General features: G+C 41.5%; 14 protein-coding genes and 1 tRNA gene. 3 read left to right on the top strand and 12 right to left on the bottom strand.

Features of this window, described 5'->3' with window-relative positions; genetic code table 11:
• Positions 1-81: 81 nt before the first annotated feature.
• The 5 genes from upp to purC form a co-directional block, all read right to left on the bottom strand.
• The gene (gene upp, locus B5F08_RS03490; RefSeq protein WP_087376437.1) at positions 82-714 is read right to left on the bottom strand and encodes a uracil phosphoribosyltransferase; all 633 of its coding nucleotides are present in this window, start codon (positions 712-714) and stop codon (positions 82-84) included.
• A 39-nt stretch (positions 715-753) separates the two neighbouring features.
• The gene (gene rpiB, locus B5F08_RS03485) at positions 754-1,209 is read right to left on the bottom strand and encodes a ribose 5-phosphate isomerase B (protein WP_087376436.1); all 456 of its coding nucleotides are present in this window, start codon (positions 1,207-1,209) and stop codon (positions 754-756) included.
• A gap of 59 nt (positions 1,210-1,268) precedes the next feature.
• Positions 1,269-2,546, bottom strand: a complete 1,278-nt coding sequence (locus tag B5F08_RS03480; RefSeq protein ID WP_087376435.1) for an adenylosuccinate synthase — start codon at positions 2,544-2,546, stop codon at positions 1,269-1,271.
• Between the two features lie 62 nt (positions 2,547-2,608).
• Positions 2,609-4,045 (bottom strand): adenylosuccinate lyase, encoded by a 1,437-nt coding sequence (purB, locus tag B5F08_RS03475; RefSeq protein WP_087376434.1) that lies wholly within the window; start codon positions 4,043-4,045, stop codon positions 2,609-2,611.
• 167 nt (positions 4,046-4,212) lie between these two features.
• Entirely contained in the window at positions 4,213-4,917 is a 705-nt protein-coding gene (purC, locus tag B5F08_RS03470; protein WP_087376433.1) for a phosphoribosylaminoimidazolesuccinocarboxamide synthase, read from the bottom strand.
• Positions 4,918-5,157: 240 nt separating this feature from the next.
• On the opposite strand from purC, the gene B5F08_RS03465 reads away from it, so the two are divergent.
• Both B5F08_RS03465 and B5F08_RS03460 read left to right on the top strand, forming a co-directional pair.
• A tRNA-Leu gene (locus tag B5F08_RS03465) sits at positions 5,158-5,244 on the top strand.
• A gap of 162 nt (positions 5,245-5,406) precedes the next feature.
• Positions 5,407-5,937 carry a hypothetical protein gene (locus B5F08_RS03460; RefSeq protein ID WP_158096199.1) on the top strand — a complete coding sequence of 177 codons (531 nt, stop codon included), beginning with the start codon at positions 5,407-5,409 and terminating at the stop codon, positions 5,935-5,937.
• Between the two features lie 110 nt (positions 5,938-6,047).
• Here B5F08_RS03460 and B5F08_RS03455 read toward each other — a convergent pair whose 3' ends face one another.
• From B5F08_RS03455 to B5F08_RS03445, 3 genes are read right to left on the bottom strand one after another with little or no spacing between them, the layout of a single operon-like run.
• A complete protein-coding gene (locus B5F08_RS03455; RefSeq protein ID WP_087376431.1) occupies positions 6,048-7,235 on the bottom strand; it encodes a DHHW family protein in 1,188 nt (395 codons plus the stop codon).
• A 31-nt stretch (positions 7,236-7,266) separates the two neighbouring features.
• Positions 7,267-8,670 carry a DHHW family protein gene (locus B5F08_RS03450; RefSeq protein ID WP_087376430.1) on the bottom strand — a complete coding sequence of 468 codons (1,404 nt, stop codon included), beginning with the start codon at positions 8,668-8,670 and terminating at the stop codon, positions 7,267-7,269.
• A gap of 18 nt (positions 8,671-8,688) precedes the next feature.
• Complete coding sequence (locus tag B5F08_RS03445; RefSeq protein WP_087376429.1) at positions 8,689-10,119, bottom strand: MBOAT family O-acyltransferase; 1,431 nt, start codon at positions 10,117-10,119, stop codon at positions 8,689-8,691.
• 484 nt (positions 10,120-10,603) lie between these two features.
• On the opposite strand from B5F08_RS03445, the gene B5F08_RS03440 reads away from it, so the two are divergent.
• The gene (locus tag B5F08_RS03440) at positions 10,604-11,431 is read left to right on the top strand and encodes a glycosyltransferase family 8 protein (RefSeq protein WP_242968233.1); all 828 of its coding nucleotides are present in this window, start codon (positions 10,604-10,606) and stop codon (positions 11,429-11,431) included.
• On the opposite strand, the gene B5F08_RS03435 is transcribed toward B5F08_RS03440, so the two are convergent.
• The 4 genes from B5F08_RS03435 to B5F08_RS03420 all read right to left on the bottom strand — a co-directional run bounded on the left by B5F08_RS03435 (position 11,411) and on the right by B5F08_RS03420 (position 17,699).
• Entirely contained in the window at positions 11,411-11,827 is a 417-nt protein-coding gene (locus B5F08_RS03435) for a MerR family transcriptional regulator (protein WP_087376427.1), read from the bottom strand. The genes B5F08_RS03440 and B5F08_RS03435 overlap by 21 nt on opposite strands.
• 119 nt (positions 11,828-11,946) lie before the next feature.
• Entirely contained in the window at positions 11,947-13,830 is a 1,884-nt protein-coding gene (locus B5F08_RS03430; protein ID WP_087376426.1) for a YgiQ family radical SAM protein, read from the bottom strand.
• Positions 13,831-13,923: 93 nt separating this feature from the next.
• On the bottom strand, positions 13,924-16,686 hold the full coding sequence (locus B5F08_RS03425; protein ID WP_242968230.1) for an FtsK/SpoIIIE family DNA translocase: 2,763 nt from the start codon (positions 16,684-16,686) through the stop codon (positions 13,924-13,926).
• Between the two features lie 59 nt (positions 16,687-16,745).
• Complete coding sequence (locus B5F08_RS03420) at positions 16,746-17,699, bottom strand: undecaprenyl-diphosphate phosphatase (protein WP_087376425.1); 954 nt, start codon at positions 17,697-17,699, stop codon at positions 16,746-16,748.
• Position 17,700: the final 1 nt, after the last annotated feature.

The raw sequence follows: 17,700 nt of genomic DNA, 5'->3' as shown, positions 1-17,700 counted from the left end.
CTATATGTTCCCCCTGCACGGCAGATATAAAAAATAAAACGGCAGGGGTAAGCTGCCGTTTTTTATTTATTGATTAAAAAATTATTTAGTTCCGAAAATTCTGTCGCCTGCGTCGCCGAGACCCGGGAGAATATAGCAGTTCTTGTCAAGTCCCTCGTCCTTTGCTGCGCAGTAAACCTGAACGTCAGGATGAGCTGAAGTCAAAGCTCTGATTCCCTCAGGAGCTGCCAAAATGCAGAGGAATTTTATTGACCTTGGCTTGCTCTGCTTGATGATTGTGATTGCGTCAACTGCGCTTCCGCCTGTTGCAAGCATTGGGTCAAGAACAAAAACATCTCTCTCTGAAATATCAGAGGGCAGTTTTTTGTAATATTCCACCGGCTGATGTGTTATTTCGTCTCTGTAAAGGCCGATATGTCCAACCTTAGCAGCAGGAACCATGCTGAGCATTGCGTCAAGCATGCCGCAGCCTGCTCTGAGAATAGGAACAAATGCAAGCTTTCTGCCTGCGATTACCTTTGAAGTTGTAGAAGCCATAGGAGTATCGATTTCAACCTCTTTTAAAGGCAAATCCCTTGTAGCCTCGTAACACATAAGCATGGAAACCTCTGAAACAAGCTCTCTGAAAAGCTTGCTGCCGGTATTTTTGTCCCTCATAAATGTAAGTTTATGCTGTATAAGTGGATGGTCAAAAACAGTAACCTGATTTTCCATAAATTCACGTCTTCTTTCTGTCAAAACTTGAATGATAACTTACTCTTTATCCTCAAAAGTACCGTTTTCGATTTCAGTTATCATGTTAACTCTGTTTTCGTGTCTTCCGCCATCGAAATCAGTGGTGAGGAAAATTTCCGCAAGTCTTACAGCCATATCGGATGAAATTACTCTGCCGCCCATGCAAAGAACATTTGCATTGTTATGACGTCTTGTCATCTCTGCGCAGAATTCATCGCTTACAACAGCTGCTCTAATCCCCTTAACCTTGTTTGCCGCCATAGAAATACCTATGCCTGTGCCGCAGCAAAGAATACCAAGCTCGCACTCGCCGCTTGAAACAGCCTTACCTACCTTATAAGCGTACAAAGGATAATCAACGCTTTCCTCGCTGAAACAGCCAAAATATTTGTATTCAATGCCCTTTTCGTCAAGATACTTTCTAACTGCGGACAAAATTCCGTAACCGCCGTGGTCACATCCTAATGCTATCATCTTTACCTCCGTCGGCTTACAGCCGAAATAAATTAAATCAAAAATTTAAAATAATAAAATTATCTGTAGATTATGTGGTCTCTTGAAGGACCGTTGGAAACCATACCGATTTTAATGCCGATTTCCTTTTCTGCAAACTCAATGTAGTTTCTGCAGTTCTCCGGCAAATCCTCATACTTCTTAATATTTGAAATATCACATTTCCAGCCCGGAAGAACCTTCAAAACAGGCTTGCATCTCTTAAGCTTTGTTGTTGATGGGAAATAGTCGATAACTTTTCCGTCAAGCTCGTAGCCAACGCAAACAGGGATTTCATCAAGATAACCCAAAACGTCGAGAACTGTAAATGCAACTGTTGTTGTGCCCTGAACACGGCAGCCGTATCTTGTTGCCACAAGGTCAAGCCAGCCCATTCTTCTTGGTCTGCCTGTAGTTGCGCCGTACTCGCCGCCGTCGCCGCCTCTTCTTCTAAGCTCGTCTGCTTCTTCGCCGAAAATCTCGCTTACAAACTCGCCTGCTCCTACTGCGCTGGAATAAGCCTTAACAACAGTTACAACCTCTTTAATCTCGTAAGGAGGAATACCTGCGCCTACTGCGCCGTAGCCTGCGATTGTGTTTGAAGATGTAACCATCGGATAAATACCGAAGTCTGTATCTTTAAGTGCGCCCAGCTGACCCTCAAGCAAAATGTTTTTGCCTGCTTTTACAGCCTCGTAAACAATGCTGAATGTATCTGCAACATAAGGAGCCAAAGCTTCCTTATACTCCATAAGCTTGTTGAAAATCTCGTCAACTGTGATTTCAGGCTTGTTGTAGAGATTTCTCAAAGTAGCGTTTTTGATTTCAAGAGCGTGAACAATCTTTGCCTTGAGGCTGTCCACGTCGTCAAAAAGCTCGTTAACCTGGAAACCAATCTTTGAATATTTATCTGAATAGAAAGGAGCGATACCGCTTTTTGTAGAACCGAAAGAATTTTTACCAAGTCTTTCCTCTTCATAGCAGTCGAAAGCCACATGATAAGGCATAACAATCTGTGCTCTGTCGGAAACAACGATATTTGGCTTCGGAACTCCTCTCTCCTCCAAGGATTTCATCTCTTTAACAAAATTCTCCACGCTGAAAGCAACGCCGTTGCCGATAATATTTAAAATATGCTGGTGGAAAACACCGGATGGAAGCTGATGAAGTGCAAACTTACCGTAATTGTTGATTATGGTATGACCTGCGTTGCTTCCTCCCTGGAAACGAATAACAATGTCGCTTTCCTGAGCTAAAACATCGGTAATTTTACCTTTGCCCTCGTCGCCCCAGTTAGCGCCAACAATAGCTTTTACCATTTTTTCTGCTCCTTAACAATATATTTTTCTTTATCTTTTGGATTAAATAAAATCCTTATAACTTACACGTTAATTTCTGCTTTCTCAAGCTCAACATCGCTATACTTTGCAAGAGCAGGCTCTACTACATCTCTCAAAAATTCCTCTGTCTGCTCTTTCGCTCTGCCTGTGTACTTTTCAGGCTGCAAAATACTTTCAAGCTCTTCCAATGTTACGCCGAAAGCAGGGTCAGCGGCAATTCTCTCAAGAAGGTCGTTTTCTCCGCCCTCTTCCTTGATTACCTTAGAAGCTGCCATTGAATGAACTCTTATTCTCTCATGGAGAACCTGGCGGTCTGCGCCTCTGTACTTAACTGCGTCCATCATGATATTCTCTGTAGCCATAAACGGAAGCTCTTTTCTAAGACGCTGTTCGATAACCTTTGGATATACAACCAAACCGTCTGCTACGTTTGCATAGAGGTTCAAAATTGCGTCAACTGCAAGGAAAGCCTCCGGAACGCTCAATCTCTTGTTTGCGCTGTCGTCCAAGGTTCTTTCAAACCACTGTGTAGCTGTTGTAAATGCTCCGTTTAAAACGTCAACCATTACATATCTTGAAAGTGAACCGATTCTCTCGCTTCTCATTGGGTTTCTCTTGTAAGCCATAGCTGATGAACCAATCTGATTTTTCTCGAATGGCTCTTCAATTTCCTTGAGGTGCTGCAAAAGTCTTATATCGTTTGAGAACTTTGCTGCGCTCTGTGCTATTGAGCTTAAAACATTGAGAATCTGTGTGTCAAGCTTTCTTGAATATGTCTGACCGGAAACAGGGAAGCAGCCCTGATATCCCATCTTCTCTGCAATCTTCTTGTCAAGAGCCTTAACCTTTTCGTGGTCGCCCTCGAAAAGCTCCAAAAAGCTTGCCTGTGTACCTGTTGTACCCTTGGAACCCAAAAGCTTAGCCTTTGAAAGCTGGTATTCAACATCTTCCAAGTCCATCATAAGTTCCTGAATCCACAGAGAAGCTCTTTTTCCCACGGTTGTAGGCTGTGCAGGCTGGAAATGAGTGAAAGCCAAAGTTGGCAGAGCCTTGTACTTGTCAGCAAAAACGGAAAGCTCTCTGATAACATTTACAAGCTTGTTTCTAACAAGCTTCAAAGCCTCAGTCATAATGATTATATCTGTGTTATCGCCAACATAGCAGGAAGTTGCACCCAAGTGGATAATACCCTTTGCGTTTAGGCACTGAACACCGTAAGCGTATACGTGGCTCATAACATCGTGGCGGACAAGCTTTTCTCTTTCTTCGGCAACCTCATAGTTTATGTCGTCCTTGTGAGCCTTGAGCTCGTCAATCTGCTCCTGTGTTACAGGCAGACCAAGCTCCATTTCAGCTTCTGCAAGGGCAATCCAAAGTCTTCTCCATGTGCGGAATTTCATATCCGGTGAAAAAAGATATTTCATTTCCTTGTCGGCATATCTTGATGACAAGGGTGATTCATAGGTATCTCTGGCCATTTTTACTCCTCCGTAATTTTCAAAACTCTGTGATGAAAGGCTATAAGTTAAATAAAATTCACATTAGATTGAAATTATTCAAAAATTTATAAAACCTTAATTAACAAGTACAAGCGGCAAGTTAAAAACTTTGCCGCCTGCCTTTACAGACAAATCGTCCGATAATATTATAAACCAAGTCTTCTCATCATTTCGGCATAAGCCTCTTCAACGCCGCCCATATCTCTGCGGAAACGGTCCTTGTCAAGCTTCTCGCCTGTGTTGATATCCCAGAAACGGCATGTGTCAGGTGAAATCTCGTCAGCAAGAAGGATTTCGCCGTGGAATCTGCCGAACTCAAGCTTAAAGTCGATAAGGTCAACATTGCACTCTTTGAAGAACTGAACCATGTAGTCATTTACCTTCAAAGCCATCTCAGCAATCTTGTCAACCTCTTCCTTAGTTGCAAGCTCAGCTGCCAGAATGTGATACTCGTTAACGATTGGGTCGCCCAAATCGTCGTTCTTGTAGCAGAACTCAAGAACAGTAGTCTTCATAGGTGTGCCCTCAGGAAGACCGAGTCTTTTTGAAAGGCTGCCTGCAGCCTTATTTCTAACGATAACCTCAAGAGGAACAATTTCAACCTTCTTAACAACTGTTTCTCTGTCGTTGAGCTCCTCAACGAAATGTGTCTTTACTCCAACTTCTTCCAGCTTCTGGAACATGAAGTTGCTCATTCTGTTGTTAACAACGCCTTTGCCAACGATAGTGCCTTTTTTGAGGCCGTTGAAAGCTGTTGCATCGTCCTTGTAGGAAACTATGCAGTAATCAGGGTTGTCAGTTGCATAAACTTTCTTTGCTTTACCTTCGTAAATCATTTCTGCTTTATTCATTACAATTCCTCCTAAAGCTATAGCGGCATAATAGTATGCCGAACTTCATATGTTTCTGCCATACAGTTAATATTATAATATAAATCCCAATTTAAAGCAATACATAAACCCATAATAAAATGTTAAATTTTTAAAAATCAGCGTTATTAACTGAAAAAAATAAAAAAATACGGTAAAAAAGAAAATTAGCACTTGATTTTTTGAAAACAATGTTGTATAATAACAGCTGTTACACGACATGCCGGTGTGATGGAATTGGCAGACGTAGTGGACTCAAAATCCACCGGTAGCGATACCGTGCCGGTTCGAGTCCGGCCACCGGCACCAAAAAGTCCGAATGCATAATGCGTTCGGACTTTTTTAGTTTACTTAAAATAATTTTGCGCAAGCAATATCATAAAATCAAAAAAGAAAAGATAAAAACAAATGTTTCAAACTGCACCAGGAGTAACAATACCATTTCCGGATAAAATTCAGGAACAATTTCAGGTGTACGAAGGAAAGTCCATTTATGCAAATATCAGCTTTGAAAAATTAAAACCTATGCTCACTGAGTTTTATCACAGCCTGCCCGAACCTTTATTTTTTGTACTGCAGCTGCCTCTTTCCATCCATGAAGAACGAAAGATGGGAGACAGCAACACCTTTCATCAAGAGGTATGCTATCTTGACGGACAGACAAAAAGTCAGATTGACGATATTATGGAGAAATACGGACAAATTTTACTGGAAGACGGCATGTCTCAATTTGCGGTGGCTTCACATGTCAATAACGAGGAAATGTTTATTCAAAAGTACAAGCTTACGGCGTTCTATTCCTCTTTTCCCCGCCGTTTTATTCCTTTTTTACAGCGTTACGGTCTTACGGAAACCGATAATCTTATCACTGTATGGAACACTTTTTCACAGGAAACTCCCGGTGAATGCAGACGTGTTTCAATCAACGGGTTTGATGTTTACGATGTAGCCGAACAGTTAAAAAAGCAGGGCTTGTACAGAGCTAAAATAATAGAATGCTAATTCATTTTGTTTCTAAATTATTCTGGAGCTTTTTCTGTTGCGGTAAAATATTTGCACAAAAATTGAGCTGAGGCAAACTTTGATTTTTGTCTCAGCTCTTTTTTTATTTATCAGTTAAACATGTCGCTCATAAGCTCCGAAGCGCTTGTGTTTGTCATAGCGTCGGAATTATTTATGAAGATAACATCATTTACATTGTTTTCTGTTACAAGCTTATACACGCTGTTTTCGTACTGGGGATAATCGTAAAAATATCTGTAGTCAACAATATATATATGCTCGTAGTGGTCTGCAAGGAAAGGAATAAATGCATTTCCGTAGGACTCCTTTATAACCACGCAGGACTCGCCGTTATCCACATTTGGATTGTCAATCTGGGCGTAAATCTCATCGCCTGCTGCAAAACAGCTGTAGTATGAGGAATTATCCCAGCCTGTAACATCCATTATAATATTCCACTGAATTTCCTCAAGGTTTTCATTCACATACATCATGTCGTTGGTGGTCTTTGGAATATATGCTGTCAAGGTATCGGGATTTTCAGCCAAAGCTTCCACTTTGTCGCTTTCATAGTAAAAGCTTCCTACAAAGTCTGTAAACTCAATGGTTTCATAATCTTCCAAAGGAGTAGGTTCTATTCCCTTAGCGTTGCAGTACTGAACATAGGCATAATATGCGCCTAAAGCTGTCCAGTGGTGGTCTGTTCTGAAATAGATATACTCGCTGTTGTGATTTTTCAGTGTGCTGAAAACATCAACTGTCTTTACATTGCTGTTTGTTTCGCTGATACCGGAATATATGTAGTCTATTGCGTCTCCCTGATTGCTTATGCCCATTGCTTCCTGACTTTCATCGTCCAGCATAATTCCCACGCTGGTAGGCACAAGTATGTCATATACATCTGCAATGCCGTCAAGCTTTTTCTGGGCTTTGTCAATCATTTCAACATACACATCGGCTGCGCTTTCACTGAAATAGTATGCGCCGAAGCCTGTATCTCCTGCCACATAAACGCTTCCTGCCGCCTCGGGCACAACATGAAGAGAGCCGTCCGGAAGTGATTCCTCAGTGTTTTCCTCTGTGGTTTCGGCGGTGGTTGAAGTCTGGTTATTGTCATTCCCCTGGCTGTCTTTATCGCCGAAAATTATTTCAGGATAAAAAGCCACAACCACACCGGCTATAATTATAATAGTTAAAATAGTTATGATTGCCGGAAGAAAATTTCTTTTTTTCTTTTCAGGCTTTACAGGAGCTTCCTCACTGTAACGTCTGTTTCCATTATTTTTAATTTCACTCATAATACTTCTCCTCTGTGAAATTTAAAATCATCTAGTTGAACATATCGCTCATAAGCTCTGCGGCGTTGGGGTTTGTCATTGCGTCAGCGTTGTTGATGAAAATAACGTCATCTACATCATTTTCTGTAACAAGCTGATATACGCTGTTGTTGTAATCCGGATACTTATAGAAATAACGATAGTCAACAATATAAATGTGTTCGTAATGGTCTGCAAGGAAAGGAATAAATGCGTTTCCGTAAGACTCCTTAATAACAACACAGGACTGTCCGTTGTTTACATTAGGATTATCAATCTGGGCATAAATCTCGTCACCTGCGGCAAAACAGCTGTAAAGTGAAGCTCTGTCCCATCCGGTAACGTCCATAATGATATTCCACTGAATAGTAGAAAGGTCTGAGCCTATATAGTACATATCATTTGTAGTCTTTGGATAATATGCGGTAACTGTATCAGGATTTTCCAAAAGTGACGGAGCCTGGTTACTGCTGGAGTAGAATGTACCTACAAATCCCGGGAATTCGATTGTTTCATATTCATCCAAAGGAGTAGGCTCAACTCCCTTAGCGTTGCAGAACTGAACATAGGTATAGTATGCTCCCAAAGCTGTCCAGTGGTGGTCTGTTCTGAAATAGATATACTCACTGTTGTGATTTTTTAGTGTATCATATGCATTTACTGTGGTGATATTCTTGTTTACACTGTTGATGCTTGAGTAAATATAGTCAATGGCTTTTCCCTGATTGCTGGAACCGATTGCCTCCTGAGCATTCTCATCAAGCATAATTCCAACACTGGTAGGAACAAGGATATCATAGACATTTGCCACACCGTCAAGCTTTTTCTGAGCCTTATCAATCATATTGACATAGGCGTTTGCACCGTCGGTGCTGAAATAGTAAAGACCAAAAGCCGTATCGCCTGTTACATAGACATTTCCGGAAGCCTCCGGTATATCATGTATTGCGCCGTCGGGAAGCTGCTCTTCTGTAGTTTCTTCTGTTGCCGCTTCTGTTGTGGCTTCTGTTGTAGCTTCCGTGGTTTCATCAGATGAAGGAAGTACCGGAGTATCAGGAATCTCATCACCGGTTTTATCGGAGTTTCCCACAAGCTGTTCGCTTTGCAGTCCATAAAGTCCTTTAACTGCTGAATTGGCGGTAAGCAAAGCTTCTCTGAAAGGGAAGGTGTCGGCATACCATGTTGAAATCCCGTTAAAGTATGTTCCGTCAATAAAACTCTGCCAGGTAAATTCCGGGAAAGTTGTAAGTGTTCTTTTTTCTATTGTGGAAACTGTTGGTCTTAAAGGAATTATTATACCCAAAACAGCCACAAGAAACAAAACACCGAAGAAAACATCCCTTTTAATTTTAAGATAGGATTTAAAAGCCTTTTTTCTTTTCATATCCTGTTTACTTATTTTCGGATTATTATTCACAATATCGCCTCCCTTTCTTTAAAACTGGAAGTAAAGGAACGGGTTGTAGCTGTTGCCTACAAGAGCCATTGTTGAAAGAATAAGCATAGCAACAGGAGCTACTATCTCATATCCGTAAACAAGATACGGAACTGCATTCCTTTGTTTGTACCACTTTATAACTCCTCTTCTTATAATTGCAAAGATTGGAGTTACTGCCAATACAGCAAAAATCAGGAAGAAAATATTATTTCTGAAGGTAAGACCTACCTGAAGTCCGCTGAATCCGTTTCCGTTAAGTCCGAACATTCCCTTTAACGCTGTGCCGAGGCAGTTGAAGTCCTCGAACTTAAACAAAATCCATCCGAAATATATAACCACAAGGGCGTACAGATGGCTGACAATTCCGGGAAGTGTCTTGAATTTTTCCAAAAGGAAATTCTTTTCCAAAACAAGGAATACGAAAAAGTAAAGTCCCCAGAGAATGTAGTTCCAGCTTGCGCCGTGCCACATACCTGTCAAAAACCACACAACAAAAAGGTTGAAAACAAGTCTGCTCTTAGAGCATCTGCTTCCGCCCAGCGGAATATAAACATAATCTCTGAAGAATGTGCTCAAGGAAATATGCCATCTTCTCCAGAAGTCGGTAACAGAATTTGCAAGGTAAGGATAATTAAAGTTTTCCTTATAATGGAAACCAACCATAAGTCCCATACCTATCGCCATATCTGAATAGGCTGAAAAGTCAAGATAAATCTGCAAAGCAAAGCAGAATACACCCAGCCAAATTCCCATTGCCGGAATTTTTGCAAGAGCAGCTGCGTCACTTGTAATCAAGAATGTATCGGCAACAACTGCGCATCCATTGGCAAGTATAGCTTTTTTTGCAAGGCCTATGCAGAAACGCTTGATACCACGGTCAACCTCTTTTTGTAAAACAATTCGGTTTGAGATATCATGTTCAACGTCCTTGTATCTTACTATAGGACCTGCGATACACTGGTGGAAAAGACTGGCGTACAAAAGCAGAAGCCAGAATTTTTTCTGAGGAAGAACTTCTTTTCTGTAAACGTCAACAACATAAGAAAGAAGCTGGAATGTGTAAAAGGAAATACCTATAGGCAGGGCGATTTCCGGAATAATCTCGGGGATACCGGTAAGAGCCTTAAAGCTGCCGAGCATAAATCCGGCATACTTAAACACGCCCAAAAGCCCCAGCATAATCACACATTCTATGACCAAAAACAACTTTTCGTGTTCCCTGTAAGTGTGTATACACAACGCCATTATGTAACTTACAAAGGTCATCGACACAAGCAGCAGCAGATACTGCGGACCGCCCCATGAATAGAAAATCAAAGAAAATACAAGCATTACTATGTTCTTTGATTTAATATCACGCATCCTTGAATAAATCAAGAGATTCAGAGCAAGGAAAAAGTAGATAAAAAACAAACTTGAAAATACCATACATACGCTCCTAACAATAATTTTACCTCTTTTTTTAATTCTTAAACATAAAAAAATTAAAATACACTTGCCAAGTTCATTATATAATGAGGACTTTCTAAATTCAACAATATTATCAAAATTGTTACCATAAGCGACGAAACTGTTTCGATTGTTACAACATATGACATGTTAAATAAATAAAGCGCATAAAGAAAAAAATCGGATACAAAACTGTTGTCCGATTTATATTTTTATTTCTGTTTATATTAAAAAATTTCAATATATTTTTTCAGTATAAACCATATAATGATGTATTTTTACAATATTCTCCAAATAAAAATATATTTCTATTTATATTTCTATTTTTTAAGGAAATATTATACATAAAAGCAAAATTGTCTATTGTTTTTTTCCCATTTTTGCAATAAAATTTCTCAATAACAGTAGTGATTACCTTTTTCAAAAAGGCAGCAATACAATCAAAAAATAAAGGGGAGATATTTTGCAACCAATAAATATACTGGTAACTTTAGATGAAAACTATATGCCTCAGCTCAGTGTAATGCTAACCTCTTTGTATATAAACAATCCGGGCGAGAAATTCAACATATACCTTATTCACCGAGGCATTTCAAAAAATCGTCTTTCCGGAACTGAAAAGACAATGGAGAAATTCGGTTATGGATTTTTCCCTATTTTGGTAGACGAGAAATATTTTCAGGACATACCAACAGGCAAGCTCTATCCTCAGGAAATGTACTACCGCCTTTGCGCTCAAAAACTTCTCCCTGAGGACCTTGATAAGATAATTTATCTTGACCCTGATCTGCTTATTATAAATCCTCTCCGTCCCCTTTGGGATATGGATATGGGCGGCAATATTTTCGCAGCCGCCGCTCATACAGGAAAAACCGATATATCAAACAGCGTAAACAAACTTAGACTGGGGACAGCAACCAAATACTACAACTCCGGCGTACTTCTGATAAATCTTCCTATGGCAAGAAGAGAAGTAAATCCCGAAGAGATTTTCAGATTTGCCAAGACCCACAGCCGTGAGCTTATACTTCCAGACCAGGACATTTTAAACGTACTTTATGGAAATAAAATTCTGGAAATCAACGATTTTATCTGGAATTACGATGCAAGAAACTACAGCAGTTATCTTCTCCGAAGCGGAGGAACAGCGGACGCTGACTGGGTTATGAGAAACACTGCAATACTTCATTTCTGCGGAAAATCAAAACCCTGGAAAGATGTGTACCGCCACAGATTCGGACTGCTTTATAAACACTATATGCAGATTGCCTTAAGACTTTTCACAAATTGAGGTTTCACCATCTGCAAAACCGTTTCTAAGTTTATTTTCGGCGGTAACAACTATTCCGTCGTAATTATTTATTTTTACATCCAGCCTTTCAATACACTTTTGTATTTTTTCAAGCTGCTCAACAAGCTTTTGACGCTGTTCTATCAGGATATTTTTTCTTTCATCTTTTGTTGCATCCCCCTGCTGGAACAGCTTGACATATTCCGCCAAAGCCTCTACCTGTACGCCGGCATCTCTCATGCACCTTATAAACTCAACCCAACCACAATCCTCGGAGGAATAATCCCTTATACCTCCCGGGGTTCTGCGGACAGGCGGAATAAGTCCTATTTTTTCATAATAGCGGAGAGTGTCGGCACTTATATTGTATTTTTCGCTGACTTGGGCAATCGTCATAAAGAAAACCTCCATCCTTTTTTTAATTTATGATAACACTTGAAGATAACTCCAAGTCAATAGTCTCCCAAACATTTTAGAAAAACAACCTCGGAATAATATTCCGGGGTTGTTTTTTTCTATCTTTTCTTTTTGTTTGATAATTTTTTATTTTTGGAAAGCTTACTCTTTCCGCTGTTTCTGTTCTTTTGCTGATTATTTTGTACAAAAGACCTATCGGGAGTTACAAGGCAGTTTTTGCCAGTTCCTATCAAATCGGTTCTTCCGGCAATTCTAAGAGCTTTTATTACAAGGGCTTTGTTCTTCGGGTTAAAATACTGGAGCAAAGCTCTCTGCATCGCCTTTTCCTCGGGAGTTTTCGGAACATAAACAGGCTCTAATGTGTAGGGGTCAAGCTCTGTGTAAAACATACAGGTTGAAATTGTTCCCGGCGTTGGATAAAAATCCTGAACCTGTTCGGGATGTATTTTTTCCCTTTTCAAAAACAGAGCCAGCTCCACAGCGTCTTTCATTGTAGAGCCTGGGTGAGAACTCATGAGATAAGGAACCAAATATTGTTCCTTGCCTATCTTTTTGGTTGTCCTGTAAAATTCATCCTGGAATTTTTTGTAAACCTCAATATGAGGCTTGCCCATCTTGTCCAAAACCGCCGCCGAACAATGCTCGGGAGCCACTTTAAGCTGACCACTTATGTGATGAGCTACCAGCTCTCTGAAAAACTCACGGCTTTCATCCTCCATAAGATAGTCAAATCTTATTCCGCTTCTTATAAATACCTTTTTAATTTTCGGCAAAGACCTCAGCTTTCTCAGCATTTCTATATATTCGGTATGTGAAACCTGAAGATTTTTACAGGGTGTAGGCGCAAGACATTTCTTGTTTTTACAAAGACCTGCTTTTTCCTGCAATTTACAGGAAGGCAGGCGGAAATTTGCTGTAGGGCCGCCCACATCGTGTATATAGCCCTTAAAGCGCGGGTTTTCAGTAAGTCTTTTCGCCTCGTCAATAACGCTTTCCATGCTTCTTACAGTTATAGCTCTTCCCTGATGGAATGCTATGGAGCAGAAATTACATGCGCCGAAGCACCCACGGTTGTGGGTTATGGAAAACTCAACCTCCTGAATACCCGGAACTCCGCCCAAAGCTTCATAGGATGGATGATAGTATCTTTCATAAGGAAGTGAATAAACCCTGTCCAGCTCCTCTGTAGTAAGAGGCGTCATAGGGGGATTTTGTATAAGAATTTTTTTACCGTGACGCTGAATTACCACACGTCCCCTTACAGCGTCGGACTCCTCAAGCTCTTTTCTTGCGGCTATGGCGTAGTCCTTTTTATTTTCCTTTACCCTTTCATAGGATGGCAAGTCCACCGCCGGGCCCGGAGTGTAGTCCTTTGTGTCCACAGCATAGCATATGCCCCTTATGTCGTAAAGGCTTTCAATGGGAAAACCTCTGTTTAATCTGTCGGCTATTTCAATGGTTTGCTTTTCGCCCATTCCGTAGGACAAAATATCAGCGCCGCTGTCAAAAAGAATAGATGGGCGCACAGCGTCGTCCCAGTAGTCATAATGGGCAAATCTTCTCAGTGAAGCCTCAAGACCTCCTATTATAACCGGAGAGTCGGGGTATATTGACTTAATTTTCTGTGAATAAACAATAACCGCCCTGTCCGGACGCTTGCCGGCCTTTCCGCCTGCTGTGTATGCGTCGTCGCTTCTCTTTCTTTTGGCGGCGGTGTAGTGGGCAACCATGCTGTCGATGTTTCCTGAAGAAACCATGAAACCCAGTCGTGGCTGTCCGAACTGTTTAAAATCCATGTCGCTGTTTACGTTTGGCTGAGGAAGAACAGCCACTTTGTAACCCTCAGCTTCCAAAACTCTGGATATAATAGCAGTACCGAAAGAGGGGTGGTCAACATAGCTGTCGCCTGTAACAACTACAAAGTCAACGCCGTCCCAGCCTCTTTCTCTCATTTCTTTTCCATTTATAGGTAAAAAAGCCATTCTAAACCTCCGCAGCAGTCTGTTTCGTTTTTTCCATTATATCATATCTTTTAAGAAAACTAAAGCCTTACATATAAAAGGAAGAGAAAAGCCTTACGGCGTTTCCTCTTCCTCGTTGTTTACGGCTCCGCTTTCGGGAGCTCTGTCAAATCTCAAATTGCTTCGTTCCAGCCACTGATTATATGTCATTAGAACCTCTCTGGGCTTTGAACCCTGATAGGGACCTACAACTCCCATTTGTTCCATTTCGTCTATCATTCGTCCGGCTCTGGCATATCCCACTTTCAGTCTTCTCTGAAGCATAGAGGTCGAAGCCTGACCGGCTTCAAGAACACATTTAATCGCTTCCTCTATCATTGAATCGTGGTCGTCGTCACTTTCCGAATCAACCGTCTCAGAGGATTTACCCTTGGAATTTATCTCCTCGGCGGCAATTCTTCTTATTTTCTCTTCGATTTCTGTGTTATACGCCGCTTTGTGCATCTTCTTGGTGTAGGCTGTTACCCTGTCGATTTCGTCGTCGGAAGCAAAACAGCACTGCACACGTATGGGCTTTGCCGCACCTACAGGCATATAGAGCAGGTCGCCCTTACCTATAAGCTTTTCTGCGCCGCCCATATCCAGAATTGTTCTCGAGTCTGTATTTGAACCAACCTTCAAGGCAATTCTTGATGGGATGTTGGACTTGATAACACCTGTGATAACGTTTACTGTCGGTCTTTGTGTGGCGATTACCAAGTGCATACCTGCGGCTCTTGCCATCTGTGCAAGACGGCATACAGACTCTTCAACCTCGCCGGGAGCAGCCATCATAAGGTCGGCGAACTCGTCAATGGCGATAACTATCTGAGGGAATTTTTCCTTTGGAACGGGCAGACCGTTTACTTCCATTGGACGCTCTTCCTCGTCTGTACTGTTTTCCTCCATAAACTTGATGTTTGCTTCTACAAGCTTATTAAAGGAATATATGTCCTTGCACTCAAACTCTGAAAATACCTTGTATCTCTGTAGCATTTCGGAAACCGCCCAGTTAAGTGCGCCGGCGGCTTTTTTGGCGTCCGCCACAACCGGAATAAGCAGGTGTGGAACTCCCTTATACTTTGAAAATTCAACCATCTTCGGGTCGATAAGTATAAGCTTTACCTGTTCGGGAGTAGCTTTATAAAGTATACTCAAAAGCAGTGCGTTTACGCAAACAGACTTACCTGAACCGGTTGTACCTGCGATAAGCAGGTGGGGCATTTTTGCCAAATCAAGGGTTACAATATCGCCGGTGATATCTCTTCCCAGCACACAGGTGAGCTTGCTTTTGCCCTTTCTGAACTGGTCGGAGTCGATAAGCTCACGTATTGAAACCATGTTTACAACCTTGTTTGGAACCTCTATACCCACAGCGGCTTTGCCGGGAACAGGAGCTTCAATTCTTACTCCGTCTGCGGCAAGGTTTAGAGCTATGTCGTCGGCAAGGTTTGTTATTTTACTTATTTTAACGCCGGGAGCCGGTGACAGCTCGTATCTGGTTACTGATGGTCCACGGCATATATTCACGATTTCAGCCTTTACTCCGAAGCTTTCCAAGGTGGAGATAAGCTTTTTGGCGTTGCCCTGAAGCTCCTCCATTGCGCCCAAATCGTTTGATGATGATGGAGGTTTCAAAAGCTGAACAGGCGGAAGCTTATACTCTACAGTCTGATGAGCTTCACTTTCCTCCTGACTATTGAGAACGGCGGTCTTGCTGACACCTGCAAAAGGGTTTTCTATACCGTCCGCCAAAGGCTGGGAGCTGTCTGTGTTAAAGGTTTCATCCTTCTGTTTTTTTCTGGTAATTTCTTTTGCTATATCGGAAACATTTGTCCTTTTGTTTCCCTTTCTCACTGCGTCAACCAGCTGAGAACCCAAATTTCCGCTGTTGTCCCTCTGTGGTTTCTGGGGAGCTTTTCCCTGTGATGACATTCCGTCCACAGGAATATCTATGCTTCCAACTCTTTGGTCAACAGTCATATACGGATTATTTGTATACTGAGGCTGAGTTTCCTCATAATATTCGTCGTTATATCCGTATTCAACATCATACTGAATATCCGGCGGATAATCGCTGTAATACAAATCTTCTTCCTGCTGTCTTTCAATAGCCTTTTTCTGACGGTGCTTTTCCTTGGCTTCCTTTGCCATATCAAAGGTTCTGCCCACAACAGCATTTGACTTTTTGCCGGCTTTCTTTACAGCTCTTCCCACATCAGAAATTGAGCTCTCGGTGATTAGCATAATCAAGACAACCAAAGCAAGCACATATATGAGAATTGTGGGAACATAACCCATGTTTTGAAGCATGGGATATCCCAAAAGTCCGCTGAGAATACCGCCTCTGCATGTAAATATTGTAGCTGAGGAAGCTGACTGCATGTAAAGGTTTTTCATAGCTGTGAAAAATCCCGTTTCCAAAAACTGTTCCGAACTGAACAGATAGAAAAAGCAGTCCAGCACAAATACAATACCGGCAGCAAGCCACATTTTCATGCTTCCTTTAAAAAGCGTTCTTTCCTTTGTGGTTATGTATGCCATGTATCCGAGAAACGCCGGAAGTCCTATGGACGCCACTCCGAATATACCGAAAAGAACACTCCTGAAAAATCCCCATACAAGACCGCCCTGTATCAGCAAAAGCATAGCTGATACAACACAGGCGGCAGCATATAAAATAGCCTTTACTCTGGGGCTCATGCCCTCTCTTTGGGACTGATTTTTTGTATTTTTTCTTTTAGAAGTTTGGGTCTTTGAAGCCGTTCTGCCTTTTGAAGAATTTCTGGAAGATGCGGAGCTTTTTGATTTTCCGCTTGTTTTTTTAGTCGCTGCCAATCCCCTCACCTCCGATTTTTTATTCCTGTCTTTTAATTATTTAAATTAAACACCAGGCTTTAAACGATTGGCATACCGGTAAATACGTTTACACCGGTGGATATTTCAATAATACTTATTATAATTACAGCAATACCTACAATAGCTGTGTATGCAATAAACACAATCATCTTATCGGTTTTAAGAAGCCACTTAAAGAGAACTATTGAGAGATATCCCACAATAGCTGCGGCCAGCATTCCGGCAATAATTGCACCGACGCTTACATTTCCTGTAAGTCCGCCCTCTGCACCCAAAGCGTCTTTAAGCTCCAATACCGCAGCTGCAAGGATTGAAGGAATTGCAAGAACAAAGGTGTAATCAAGCATTTTCTGCTTGTTAAGTCCTCTCATCTCACCTGCGGCAAGTGTTGAACCTGAACGTGAAAGTCCGGGGAATACAGCTGCACAGCACTGAGTAAGACCAACAACTATTGCGTCGCCCACTTTAAGTCTGCGTCTGCCTGCGCCGTCTGCACGAAGCTTTCCGGCTTTCTTGTATCTGAGAGTTGTTTTCTTGTTTTTAATATCTCCCAAAGTGAGAAGAACTGAGGTTGCAAGAAGTGCAAAACCTACAATTATAAAATACTTTTGACCTGTCCAGATATCAGCAAGGTCTTTTCCGTTGACTCCGGCAAAAGGAATCGGAACAAACAGCAAGAACAGAGGCAAAAGACCGATTATGAGCATCATAATCATGTTGCGCTCTTCGTTCATCTGTGACCACTTAAACTTTCCTGTGAATACATCCTTTACAAGTGCGAAAAACTCCTTGATAAGTCTCCAGATAAGCTTGTGGTAAAATACGCATACCGCAAACAAAGTACCGATATGCAGCATTACGTTAAAGAAAAGATTATTGTCGGTAACTCCCAAAATATGCTGAGTTATGGAGAGATGACCGCTGCTGGATACTGGCAGAAATTCTGTTAATCCCTGCACGATACCGTTGATAATCGCTTCAAAAATTGACATT

It is taken from the genome of Anaeromassilibacillus sp. An172 (genome assembly GCF_002160515.1).
GTDB classification, from domain to species: domain Bacteria; phylum Bacillota; class Clostridia; order Oscillospirales; family Acutalibacteraceae; genus Limousia; species Limousia pullorum.
The sequence above is the reverse complement of the archived record's forward strand: the minus strand, read 5'-3'. Positions and strand labels throughout refer to the sequence as shown.